This is a genomic window from Pseudomonas sp. BIGb0558 (assembly GCF_024807515.1).
Taxonomy (GTDB): Bacteria; Pseudomonadota; Gammaproteobacteria; order Pseudomonadales; family Pseudomonadaceae; genus Aquipseudomonas; species Aquipseudomonas yamanorum_A.
Map to the genome: position 1 here is coordinate 39,853 of NZ_JANUEW010000030.1, position 12,596 is coordinate 52,448.

The window sequence follows — 12,596 nt, forward strand, 5'->3', positions numbered from 1 at the left end:
CCAGTCACCACCGCTATCGCAGGCAAGCCAGCTCCCACATTTGATCTCCATATGGCTTGGAGCTTTCAGTGAGTGCCAGGGTTCGCTCGCAGGTGTGCCACGGTTTTTTCCAGGCCTTCCCACTGTGGTGCATCAGGTGCAAAGCGCCCGCGCAGGTAGGCGGCCAAATCCGCCACCTGGGTGTTGGACAGGCTGTCCTTGAACGCGGGCATATAGCCCAGGTCCTTGGTCGCCGGGGTGCTGATGCCTTGCAGGATCACCTTGATCAGGTTGTCCGGCTGGTCGCTGTGCACATTGGTATTGGTCGCCAGTGACGGGCTGACCCCGAACAGTTTCGGCCCCTGCCCGTCGGCATGGCAGGCCTTGCACGAACCTTCGAATACCCGGCGTCCATTCGCATTGGGCAGCGTTGCGGCGGTCACCACCTGTGCCTCTGCCGCGCCACTGTCATTCAGCGAGGCCAGGTATACGGCCATCGCGCGGATATCGGTCTTGGGCAATTTCGCCAGTTCAGTCACCACTGGCCCCATCGGCCCTGTCGCCACGCCGTGTGCGTCGGAATAGCCGGTGCTCAAATAAGTGAACAGTTGGTCTTCGGTCCAGGGCGTCGGTGCCTTGGACAAGCCGTTCAAGGCCGGCGCTTCCCACCCATCCACCATACCGCCCGCCAGGAACGCCTTGCCGCCCTTCTCCGCGCCCATCAGGTTGCGCGGCGAATGGCACGCCGCGCAGTGCCCCAGGCCATTGACCAGATAGGCCCCGCGGTTCCATTGCTCACTGCGCTGTGGTTGCACAGTGATTTCCCCGCGACGCAAAAACAGTGCGTTCCACCCGGCCATCAACGGGCGGATATTGAACGGAAAACCCATCGCATTCGGCACCGGCGCCTGGCTCACCGGTGCCTGGGACATCAGGTAGGCATACAGCGCCTGCATGTCGGCATCGTTGATATTGCGAAATGCCGTATAGGGAAACGCCGGGTACAGGTTGCGCCCGTCGCGGCCAATGCCATCGCGCATCGCCCGCTCGAACGCCGGGTAGGACCAGTTGCCAATCCCGGTCTTCTCATCCGGGGTGATGTTGCTGCTGTAGAGCGTGCCGAATGGCGTGTGCATCGCCAGCCCGCCGGCATTGGTCGCCCCGCCCGGCGCCGTGTGGCACACCGCGCAATCCCCTACCGCCGCCAGCAACCGACCGCGCTCCAGGGTGGCCTTGGACCAGGTGCCGGCGCTGGGCGGTGCAATCGGGGCGATTTCGCTGTGGAACGGCCACGCGGTGGCGGCCATGCCCAACACCGCACCAAAGGCTGCGAACAATGAACCGAACAACCATTTGCGGCGTTTTTCCGGGGACTTTGCCGGCTCGCCCAGCGTGCCCGCATTCAGCGCCGCCAACACGCGCTCGGGGGTGATCGGCAGCTCGCGAAAACGAATGCCGGTGGCGTCATAGATCGCATTGGCAATTGCCGCCGCGCTGGGCACCGAGGCCGACTCGCCGGCGCCCATCGGCGGCTGGTCCTGGCGCGGCATCATCAGTACGTCGATCTGCGGCACTTCAGGGAAGGTCAGGATCGGATAACCGCCCCACTCCTTGCTCGCCACGGTCGACTCTTCAAAGGTCACGCGCTCCTTGAGCACGCGGCTGGTGGACTGGATCACATTGCCGTGGATCTGATGCTGCACGCCCGCCGGGTTGATCATCATCCCCGAGTCATGGCCGATCACCACGCGGGTCACCGAGACGTCGCCGGTCTGCTTGTCGATGGCCACGTCCGCCACCCAGGCCGCCCAGGCCGCGCCGAAGCCGGGGAACTTGCTGTGGATGTAGCGCGCGTAGGCAAAGCCCCGGCCGCGCAGCAGGTGGTCTTCATTGGCGGTTTGCATCGGTGCGGTGCGCGGTGCCCAGTTGGCCCGTTCGGCGGTGGATTTCACCAGGTCGATGGCGCGTTCGTCCTTCAGGTAACGCAGGCGGTATTCCACTGGGTCGACGCCGGCGGCGAAGGCCAGTTCGTCGATATAGGACTCATGGGCGAAGGTATTGGGCAGTGCCGATACGCCGCGCATCCATGAGGCGCGCACGATCGGCGCCATGTCGTTGATGGTGACGCGCATGTGCTCGATGTCGTACGGCGGAATCGAGGTGCGGTCGCCCATCTCGAACATGGCCGCCACCGGCTCGACCCGACCGGTCAGCAACAGCGCCAAGGTGGGCGCGCCATTGGACGGGTAGCTGGTTTCAAAGTCATAGGCGGCGATGCTGCCGTCAGCATTCAGGCCGCCGTCCACATCCATCAATTGCGCGGTGCCCTTGGGTTCCCACAGATGTTCCTGCTCGCGGGTCAGTTGCACCCGCACCGGTTTGCCCACCGCGCGGGACAACAGCAAGGCGTCGGCGCAGACATCGTCGGCGCAGTTGCGCCCGTAACAGCCGGAGGCTTCCATGCGGATCACGTCGATGGACTCCTCCGGGCACTCCAGCAGCCAGGCCAGGTCGGCCCGCAGCAGATGCGGGTTCTGGCTGCCGGACCAGACCCGGCTGACCCCGGGCTGGTAGTCGGCCACGCCGCAGGACGGCCCGATGGAACCGTGCATCTGGTACGGCCACAGGTAGGTGCGCGGCATGCGCTGGCTGGCGGCGGCCAGGGCTTCGTCGACGTTGCCCTGGTCGAGTACCGTGCGGCGTACCCGGGGGTTGTCGCGAATCGCCTGCTCTACATCACTCATGTCCGGTAGTGGGTTGTTCCAGGGTTTCCAGTGCACCAGCAGTTCCTGGGCGGCCTTGATCGCCTGTTCCTCGCGCAACGCGACCACGCCGACAAAATCACGGATCACCACCACCGCGACGATGCCCGGGATATGGGCGATGGAGGACTCGTCGACACTCAACAGGCTATTGCCGACAAAATCACCGCAATCCAGCCCCGCGTACGGCGGGCGAATTACCCGGCCGTGGAGCATGTCCGGCACGCGCATGTCGTGGACGTAGGTCAGCTCGCCAGTGGCCTTGCCGGGGATATCGACCCGGGCAGCGCCCTTGCCCACCAGGCGGTAATCCGCGGAGGCTTTCAGCGGTGCATCGCCGCTGATGCGCAGTTCGTCATGTTCGCCCGTCACCAGCTCGCTGTAGGTGGTGGTGCGTCCGTCTTCGGCGCTGATGACGCCCGCTTCGACCTTGAGACGTTGCGGGTTGACCGACCAGCGTTGCGCCGCCCGCGCCAGCAGGAAACGCCGGGCTTCGGCGGCGGCGTTGCGCAGCGGGATCGCGGAGATTTGCAGCGTCGCACTGGCAATGGTCGCGCCCTGGTTCGGCACGCGCTCGGTGTCGCCCAGCACCATGCACACCTGCTCCATCGTCAGGTCCAGTTCCTCGGCGACGATCTGCGCCAGCGACGTGCGAATGCCGGTGCCCAGGTCCACATGCCCGTTGAAGGCGTACACCCGCCCGTCATCGTTCACCGCGATAAACAGCCCCAGCTCCTTGGGCTTGACGGTCGGTGTGCCGCCCTTGGCCACCGGCCCCGAGGGCGGCAGCACGTCGTCGACGATCAGCAGGACGCCGGCCTTGGCCAGCCATTGGTCGCGGGAAGGAATTGCGTCAGTCATGGTCATCGATCCACGTTCAAGGCGTTTGGCGGGCGGCACGCAGCACCGCGCGGAGGATTTCGATATGGGTGCCGCAGCGGCACAGGTTGCCCGACAGTTCGGTGCGCACCTCGGCTTCGCTGGGGTTGGGGTTGCGGTCGAGCAAGGCCTTGGCGGTCATGATCATGCCGTTGAGGCAGTAGCCGCACTGGGCGGCCTGCTCGTCGATAAAGGCTTGTTGCACCGGGTGCGGGGTTTCGCGCGTACCGAGGCCTTCGAGGGTGACGATGTCTCGGCCCACGGCGCCCGACAGGGGGAAGACGCAGGAGCGTGCGGCCACGCCATCGATGATCACCGTGCAGGCGCCGCACTCCCCCAGGCCGCAGCCGTATTTGGGGCCGTTGAGTTGCAGGTCATTGCGCAGGATCAGCAATAGCGGGGTGTCGGCCATCGCGCTGACTTGTGTGGTGTGGCCGTTGACCTCAAGCGTTACCGTGATGTGCTGGCTGATCATTCGTGTCGCCCATGGCTTTGGTGAAGTGCCCACTACATCAAGTAGTCAAAAAAAAGCGTCGCGTACCTGGGGTCTCGCGACACACTTTTCTGGTGAAGTGGTTACTACATCAAGCAGAGCAAAAACGGTGCCAGAAGATGGGTGAGTTCCTGTGGCGAGGGAGCTTGCTCCCGCTGGACTGCGCAGCAGGCCCATTTTTTGGGGTCGCTTCGCAACCCAGCGGGAGCAAGCTCCCTCGCCACAAAAGGGGTTGGGTTTCAGCCCTGGGGGGGGTATCAGTTTTGGGGGTCGTCGATCATTTTGCGTAGCAGGAACAGCACGGCCACGCGCTCGGCGGGGTTGAGGTTGCTCAGGGTCAGTTCGGTGATGGTCGCGGCGCAGGGCACGGTTTGCTGCACCAGCGTGGCGCCGGAGGCAGAGAGGTTGACCACGACTTTGCGCTTGTCCTGGGGGTCGGGCTCGAGGGTGATCAGTTCGCGGGCCTTGAGCCGCTCGACGATGCCGCGGATGGTGGCCTGGTCGACGGCGGTGGCCTTGACCAGTTCGGTCAGCGAGCTTGCACCATGATCGCGCAGGGCGCAGAGGGTGACGAACTGCACGGCGGTGAGCTGGGAGTCGCCGACGTTCTGCTGGAAGATCGCCAGGTGGCGCTGGTAGGCCTTGCGCAGCAGGTGGCCAACTTGCTCGGAGAAAACGTAGGAATCAGGCACGGCGGGCTCGGGAAGGCGGTGGTCGATGGGGTGGCATGATGGCGGGGTTGTGGGTTGGACTCAAGCATCAGCCACTGAAGGAACCGAATCGCATGTGGGAGCTGGCTTGCCTGCGATTGCGGGGGATCAGCCAGCTCTGTGTTGTCTGACACTCCGCTATCGCTGGCAAGCCAGCTCCTACAGGGGGTTTTTAGCGTGCCAGGGAGGCTGGGGGGGCTACGACGTCGCCGGCGATGACGACGGCCTCATCATCGAGGTAGACGTCGCAGTTGCGCAGCGGGATGTCCATGTGGCACGGCGTTTTGCGGGTGCCGCCGACTTCGGTGTTCGGGCCGGTGGAGAACAGGAAGTTGCCGTAGAACGCCCGGGCGTCCATGCACATGCCGTCGTTCTTGTCGTGCAGGCCCATGGCCGTCCATTGCGCCCGTGGCTGCAGGCCCCAGCCGATGTGGGAGATGCCGTACACCTCGGGATCATTGAAGTATTTCATGTAGTCGCGCAGGTATTCGGCCTCGAACCCGCCATGAATTCTGGTGATGAAGCCCTTTTCGATCTCCAGGGTGATTTTCTCCCGGGTGTAGGTCTTGAACGGCAGCAGGATGTCGCCGATGTCCAGCACCAGTACGCCTTCGGCGGTTTCTTCGTTGGGCCAGGAGAACAGGAAGCCGCTCGGCCAGTGATCCCAGCGTCCCGGTTCGTCGGCAAAGCCGTATTCGGTGACTGACGGGTATTGCCCCAACGCCGCGCGGAAATCACTGCCGGCGCGGGATTTGACGTGGATCGAGCGGGCCTTTTTCAGCAGTTGTTCGGCGGCCAGTACCCGCACCTTGTCTTCCTCGGTCGGCAGCATGCGCGCCAGCACTTCCGGGGGTTCCACCGCCAGCAGGATGCGTGTGCCGGTCTTGAGGATCTGCTCCTGCTCCGGCGAGTGCAGCAACATCATGGTGTCGACGATCAGGTCGGCCGCCTCCAGCGCCCGCTGGGCCGCGATGTTGCCGGTCAGCGCGGTGTCGCCGCAATAGGCAGTCATGTCATTGCCCATCGCCCGAGGATGGTTGAACGACGGCAGTTCCACCGCGTACACCTTGGCCCCCAGGCGCTGCGCCGCGTCCATGGCGGCGCGCACGGTGCGCGGGTCGGAGTAATGGCTCTTGAGCACGGCGACGCTCTGGGTCGGGTCGACCTTAGAGAGCTTCAACACGTGCTCAAACATCTGGGTCAGTTCGCAATCACTTACTGGCATTTCCTCTCTCCTCAGCGGCTGCACCAAGATCTGGCAGTGCGCTTCACTCTAGTGCATTTTTATAGCGTATACGCCATTTATCCAAGATAAGAACTGATTTCGGCATGGACTGCAAGCGCCACGCCAAAACGTTACCAATTCACACATAACCAATAAAATATGGAGATAAACGGTTACATGGGATCCATATGGCCAAAAAAACAATTTTTCAGGCGTGGGCTTTTCATTTGAAAAAATGAGCGTATACACTTTAAAAACCTTGCGGACAGACGCCGCCGGCCATCATTCGAAAAAGAGGACCACGCCCCATGGGAAGCACACAAAAAATCGCAATCGTCGGCGCCGGCCTTGGCGGTGCCGCCGCTGCCACCCTGCTGCAACAAGCAGGGTTTGACGTGGACATCTTTGAACAGGCGCCGGAGTTTTCCCGCCTGGGTGCCGGGATCCACATGGGGCCCAACATCATGAAAATCTTCCGGCGCATGGGCATCGAAAAGCAGCTGGACCTGATGGGCTCGCACCCCGAGCACTGGTTCAGCCGCGACGGTGAAACCGGCGACTACCTGTCACGCATCCCTTTGACCGGCTACGGCGCGTCCTACATCACCGTGCACCGTGGTGACCTGCACGCGCTGCAGATGTCCACCCTCAAGCCCGGCACCCTGCACTTCAACAAACGCCTGGAAACCCTCGAAGAAACCGACACCCAGGTGCGCCTGACCTTTGCCGACGGCGAAGTGACCTACGCCGACATCGTGATCGGCGCCGACGGCATCAACTCACGCATTCGCGAAGAGCTGCTGGGTGCCGAAAAGCCGCTGTACAGCGGCTGGGTCGCCCACCGTGCGCTGATCCGTGGCGATCAACTGGCCAAGTACGACCTCAAGTTCGAAGACTGCATCAAGTGGTGGACCGAGGACCGGCACATGATGGTCTACTACACCACCGGCAAGCGCGACGAGTACTACTACGTCACCGGCGTGCCGCACCCGGAATGGGACTTCCAGGGTGCCTTCGTCGACAGCAGCCGCGAAGAGATGTTCGACGCCTTCAAGGGTTACCACCCCACTGTCCAGGCGCTGATCGAATCCACCGAAAGCGTGACCAAGTGGCCGCTGCGCAACCGTAACCCGCTGCCGCTGTGGAGCCGTGGCCGCCTGGTATTGCTGGGCGATGCCTGCCACCCGATGAAGCCGCACATGGCCCAGGGCGCCGGCATGGCCATCGAAGACGCAGCGATGCTCACCCGCTGCCTGCAGGAAACCGGCATCAGCGACTACCGCACCGCCTTCGAACTGTATGAAGCCAACCGCAAGGAACGTGCTTCCCGGGTACAGGCCGTGTCCAACGCCAACACCTGGCTGCGCACCCAGGAAGACCCGGACTGGGTCTACGGCTATGACCTCTACGCCCAACAGCTGAAATCGGGGGTGGCCGCGTGAGCAGCTTTCTCTACGGCGGCAACGTCCAGGCCAACGGCATTCGCCAGCATTACCTGCGCTACGGCGGCAAGGGCCCGGCACTGATCCTGATCCCCGGGATTACCAGCCCGGCGATTACCTGGGGCTTTGTCGCAGAGCGCCTGGGCCTGCATTTCGATACCTATGTGCTGGATGTGCGTGGTCGCGGCCTGTCGTCCACCGGCCCGGAACTGGATTACAGCGCCGACACCTGTGCCGATGACATTGGTGCGTTTGCCGATGCCTTGAAGCTCGACAGCTATCACCTCGTGGGCCATTCCATGGGCGCGCGGTTTGCCGTGCGCAGTGCAGTGAGCCACCCTCAAGGTGTCAACCGAGTGGTGTTGATCGACCCGCCAGTGTCCGGCCCCGGCCGCCGTGAATACCCGAGCAAACTGCCGTGGTACGTCGATTCGATTCGCCAGTCGCTGGTGGGTATGGACGCCGAGGCCATGCGCGCCTTCTGCGCCACCTGGACCGACGAGCAACTGCAATTGCGCGCTGAATGGCTGCACACCTGCTACGAACCGGCCATCGTGCGCGCGTTCAATGACTTCCATACCGTCGACTTCCATCAGGACCTGCCGCACCTGGAGGCGCCTGTCCTGTTGATTGTTGCCGGACGCGGCGGTGTTATTCAGCCCGAAGATGTCGAGGAAGTCCGGCAGTTACAGCCAAGCCTGCAGGTGGCCCATGTGCCGAATGCCGGACACATGATCCCCTGGGACGACCTTGAAGGCTTTTTCGCAGCCTTCGGCGACTTCCTCGGCCAGCCCCTGACTGCATAACGGAGACCACCATGCTCAAGCCTTACCGCATCGGCCAGATCGTGCCGAGTTCCAACACCACCATGGAAACCGAGATTCCGGCGATGCTCAACGCGCGCCAGGCAATCCGCCCGGAACGTTTCACCTTTCACTCCAGCCGCATGCGCATGAAGCAGGTGCGCAAGGAAGAACTGGCGGCGATGGATGGCGAGTCCGACCGTTGCGCCATCGAACTGTCCGACGCCAAGGTCGACGTGCTGGGTTACGCCTGCCTGGTGGCAATCATGGCCATGGGATTGGGCTACCACCGCAACTCCGAGCAACGCCTGCGCAAGGCCACCGCCGACAATGACGCCAACGCCCCGGTGATCACCAGTGCCGGCGCCTTGATCGAAGGCCTGAAAGTGATGGGCGCCAAGCGCATCGCCATCGTCGCGCCCTACATGAAGCCGCTGACCGAACTGGTGGTGAACTACATCCGCGAAGAAGGCTTTGAAGTGGTGGACTGGCGCGCCCTGGAAATCCCCGACAACCTCGAAGTGGCCCGCCACGACCCGGCCAAGCTGCCGGCCATCGTTGCCGGGATGAACCTGGAAGGCGTCGACGTGATCGTGCTGTCGGCCTGCGTGCAAATGCAGTCGCTACCGGTGGTGGCCAAGGTCGAAGCGCAAACCGGCCTGCCGGTCCTCACCGCCGCCATTGCCACCACCTACGCCATGCTCAAGGCCCTGGACCTGGAACCCATCGTCCCGGGCGCCGGCGCCCTGCTCTCCGGCGCCTACTAAAAACGCTTTTGTGGTGAGGGAGCTTGCTCCCGCTGGGGTGCGAAGCGCCCCCAAAAAATAGGCCTGCTACGCAGTCCAACGGGAGCAAGCTCCCTCGCCACAAGGTATGTGCACTGTCCATTACCGAGGACTGAAAGATGAGCGACCAATCCGCCGACGCCAACTACCAGGGTGTCTGGGGCAACCGAATCGGCTTCGGAAAAAAGTCCGCCCTGCTGATGATCGACTTCATGCAAGGCTACACCACCGAAGGCGCGCCCTTGTTCGCGCCGGGCGTGGTCAGTGCCGTGACCGAAAGCATCGAACTGCTGGCCAGCGCACGCCGCCACGGGATCAACGTGGTGCACACCAATATCCGCTACCATCCCGGCCATTTCGCCGACGGCGGTATCTGGGTAAAAAAGGCCCCGGTGATGAAAGACATGGTCGAGGGCAACCCCCTCGCCGCCTTCTGCCCCGAAGTCCTGCCCCTGGCCAATGAAGTGGTGATCACCAAACAATACGCCAGCGCGTTTTTCGGCAGCAGCCTGGCCCCGATGCTGCACGCCCAGGGCATCGACACCGTGGTGCTCGCCGGTTGCTCCACCAGCGGCTGCATCCGCGCCACCGCGGTGGACGCCGTGCAACACGGGTTTCGCACCATCGTCGTGCGCGAATGCGTCGGCGACCGCCACCCGGCTCCCCATGAAGCCAACCTGTTTGATATCGACAGCAAGTACGGCGACGTGGTCAGCAAGCAGGAGGCGATGAGCAAGTTCAAGGAGCAATAACGCGTCAACAGGAACCACGACAAAGAGCGTGGTCCGGAAAAAACTGAGAGCTCACCCTGGAATTCATTCAAAGGTAGACGCTGCAACCTGTAGGAGCTGGCTTGCCTGCGATAGCATCGACTCAATGTACCTGACACCCCGAGTCGCATGCTATCGCGGACAAGCCCAGCTCCCACAGAAACCAGCTCCTACAGTGGAAAACCAGTGCAGCTCCCAGTCTTCTGTCACTGCCTTTGGAAGTCGCTTTCACAGCACTCCGAAGTGCTGAAAAAGCGGCTGTATAAAAACCATAAGTCACCGCCAGGAGACACCCCAATGCCCATTGCGAATGCAGCGCCCGCGACTACGGTCGCCGATCCGGTCCACACGCTCTACCACAAGATCACCTGGAAGCTGATTCCGTTCCTGTGTTTCTGCTACCTCGCCGCCTACCTGGACCGTATCAATATCGGCTTCGCCAAACTGCAGATGCTCGACCAGTTGCACTTCAGCGAAACCGCGTTCGGCCTCGGCGCCGGCCTGTTTTTTGTCGGCTATATCATTTTCGAAGTACCGAGCAACCTGATCCTGGAAAAGGTCGGCGCGAAGATCTGGATCGCCCGCATCATGATCACCTGGGGCCTGCTCTCGGCCTGCACCATGCTGGTCACCTCCACCACCCAGTTCTACATCCTGCGGTTCCTGCTGGGCGCGGCCGAGGCCGGGTTCCTGCCAGGCGTGCTGTATTACCTGACCACCTGGTTCCCCACCCATCGCCGCGGGCGGATCATCGCGCTGTTCATGATCGGCCTGCCACTCTCCAGCGTGATCGGCGGCCCGTTGTCCGGCTGGATCATGGGCCACTTCGACAACATGGCCGGCCTGCGCGGCTGGCAGTGGCTGTTCCTGATCGAGGCGGTGCCCAGCGTGCTGCTCGGGGTGTGGACCTTCTGGGCGCTGCCCAATACCTACCAGCAAGCCAAGTGGCTGTCGCCGGAAGAAAAGACCCTGCTGGAAAGCGAACTGCGCAAAGACGATGCCGACGGCACCGACAGCAAGCACAGCTTCCGCGACGGCTTCTTCAACCTCAAGGTATGGATGCTCGGCGGCATCGACTTCTCGATCCTGCTCAGCGCCTATGCCATGGGCTTCTGGATGCCGACCTTCATCCGCAACGCCGGCATCACCGACACCTTCCACATCGGCATCCTCACCGCCCTGCCCAGCGTGGCGGCCCTGCTGGGCATGCTGCTGATCGGCGCAAGCTCCGACAAACACCGTGAACGCCGCTGGCACATCATCGTGCCGTTTTTCATCGGCGCGGCGGCGATGGCCACCAGCACCTTCTTCACCCATAACGTGGTCGCCACCGTGGCCCTGTTTGCGATTGCCTCGGCGGCGATCATCGGTGCGGTGCCGGTGTTTTTCAGCCTGCCGGCGACCTTTCTCAAAGGCACTGCAGCGGCCACCGGGTTTGCCCTGGCCTGCTCGCTGGCGAACATCGCCGGCCTGGTGAGTAACTCGTTGATGGGGGTAGCGATTGACGTCACCGGCAGCAGTGCCGGGGCCTTGTGGTTTTTTGCCGGCTGCCTGATTCTCAGCAGCTTCCTGGTCATCGCCTTGCCGGCGAAACTGGTCAACCGCTAATAGGGTGAGTCTCCATGCAAGGTTTCATCAAGCGCTGTGCCCTGCTTGTCGCCGTCGGCCTGTGTGCCGGTACGGCGCAGGCCGCAGAAAAAGTCATCTTCGACACTGACTTCAACGTGCTCAACGATGACGGCCAGGCCTTTATCATGCTCGCCCAGTTGCATGGGCAAAAACGCATCGACCTGCTGGGCATGACCCTGGTCAGCGGCAACGCCTGGGTCGACCAGGAACAGGTGGACGCCCTCAAGGCCGTGGAACGCATGGGCGTGGAAAAGGAAGTCGGCGTGTACTCCGGCGCCGCCTACCCGCTGCTGCATGACTACGCCACCTACGAGGCGGAAAAGGCCCTGTTCGGCTCCGGCTGGCCCGGGGCGTTCAAGAACCCGCGCCCCACCAGTGCCTCCCAACTGGTCGCGCCGCCGGACGGCCTGGCCACCCACACCAAACTGCGCAAGGAAACCGCCGCCCAGTTCATCGTCGACAGCGTGCGCGCCAACCCGCACGAGGTGACGATTCTGGCAGTAGGCCCGCTGACCAACATCGCCCTGGCGATTCGGTCGGCGCCGGACATCGTGCCGCTGATCAAGCGTATCGTGTACATGGGCGGCGCCCTGGAGATTCCGGGCAACACCACGCCGGCAGCGGAGTTCAATTGGTGGTTCGACCCGGAGGCGGCGAAGATCGTGTTGCGCTCGCCCATCGAACACGTGATTTTCCCCAACGATGTCTGTGAGAAAGTCACCTTCGACAAGTCAGTGTATGAGCGGGTGATTGCGCACAAGGGCGCAATTGCCGATCTCTATAAGCACGAGTTCGGCCCGCTGTTTGCCAAAGACCCGTCCTACCACAGCTTCACCTGGGACAGCCTGCCAGCGCTGTTTCTTGTGAACCCCGGGATCGTCACCGAATCCCGTGAACTGTGGGTGGACGTGGACGCCACCTTCGGCGCCGATTACGGCCGGGCACTGGGCTACAACAAAGGCGCGCCGGTGGGCACGCAGAAGGCCAAGGTGGTGTTTGGCGTGGACCAGAAGCAGTTCTGGGACGGCTATGTCGGGCTGGTGACATTGCCAGCACCGGTAAAAACAACGCCATAAATAACACTCACCCGTTGCGCCTCCTGCAGAGGCCAGGCCAACG

Annotated in this window: 10 protein-coding genes; 6 read left to right on the forward strand and 4 right to left on the reverse strand. The window is 62.8% G+C overall.

From position 1 onward, the window contains the following. Positions 1-65 precede the first annotated feature (65 nt). From M2400_RS25820 to M2400_RS25835, 4 genes are all read right to left on the reverse strand, one after another. Positions 66-3,602, reverse strand: coding sequence for a molybdopterin-dependent oxidoreductase (locus M2400_RS25820; protein WP_259197361.1), 3,537 nt, complete (start codon positions 3,600-3,602; stop codon positions 66-68). Between the two features lie 16 nt (positions 3,603-3,618). Next, positions 3,619-4,095: a (2Fe-2S)-binding protein gene (locus tag M2400_RS25825; RefSeq protein WP_177116042.1), complete on the reverse strand. Its 477-nt coding sequence runs from the start codon at positions 4,093-4,095 to the stop codon at positions 3,619-3,621. Between the two features lie 275 nt (positions 4,096-4,370). Further along, the gene (locus M2400_RS25830) at positions 4,371-4,805 is read right to left on the reverse strand and encodes a MarR family winged helix-turn-helix transcriptional regulator (RefSeq protein ID WP_177044129.1); all 435 of its coding nucleotides are present in this window, start codon (positions 4,803-4,805) and stop codon (positions 4,371-4,373) included. A gap of 190 nt (positions 4,806-4,995) precedes the next feature. Then, positions 4,996-6,048 (reverse strand): 2,5-dihydroxypyridine 5,6-dioxygenase, encoded by a 1,053-nt coding sequence (locus tag M2400_RS25835; protein WP_177044130.1) that lies wholly within the window; start codon positions 6,046-6,048, stop codon positions 4,996-4,998. A gap of 308 nt (positions 6,049-6,356) precedes the next feature. On the opposite strand from M2400_RS25835, the gene M2400_RS25840 reads away from it, so the two are divergent. The 6 genes from M2400_RS25840 to M2400_RS25865 all read left to right on the forward strand — a co-directional run bounded on the left by M2400_RS25840 (position 6,357) and on the right by M2400_RS25865 (position 12,553). Then, complete coding sequence (locus tag M2400_RS25840) at positions 6,357-7,490, forward strand: FAD-dependent monooxygenase (RefSeq protein ID WP_177044131.1); 1,134 nt, start codon at positions 6,357-6,359, stop codon at positions 7,488-7,490. Beyond that, positions 7,487-8,296, forward strand: a complete 810-nt coding sequence (locus M2400_RS25845) for an alpha/beta fold hydrolase (protein WP_259197362.1) — start codon at positions 7,487-7,489, stop codon at positions 8,294-8,296. Before M2400_RS25840 ends, M2400_RS25845 begins: the two co-directional genes overlap by 4 nt. Positions 8,297-8,307: 11 nt before the next feature. After that, on the forward strand, positions 8,308-9,060 hold the full coding sequence (locus M2400_RS25850; RefSeq protein ID WP_177044133.1) for an Asp/Glu racemase: 753 nt from the start codon (positions 8,308-8,310) through the stop codon (positions 9,058-9,060). 137 nt (positions 9,061-9,197) lie between these two features. Beyond that, positions 9,198-9,830: an N-carbamoylsarcosine amidohydrolase gene (locus M2400_RS25855; protein WP_259197363.1), complete on the forward strand. Its 633-nt coding sequence runs from the start codon at positions 9,198-9,200 to the stop codon at positions 9,828-9,830. Between the two features lie 315 nt (positions 9,831-10,145). Then, entirely contained in the window at positions 10,146-11,456 is a 1,311-nt protein-coding gene (locus M2400_RS25860; RefSeq protein ID WP_177116041.1) for an MFS transporter, read from the forward strand. A gap of 14 nt (positions 11,457-11,470) precedes the next feature. After that, on the forward strand, positions 11,471-12,553 hold the full coding sequence (locus M2400_RS25865; RefSeq protein ID WP_259197364.1) for a nucleoside hydrolase: 1,083 nt from the start codon (positions 11,471-11,473) through the stop codon (positions 12,551-12,553). The last annotated feature ends 43 nt before the right edge of the window (positions 12,554-12,596 follow it).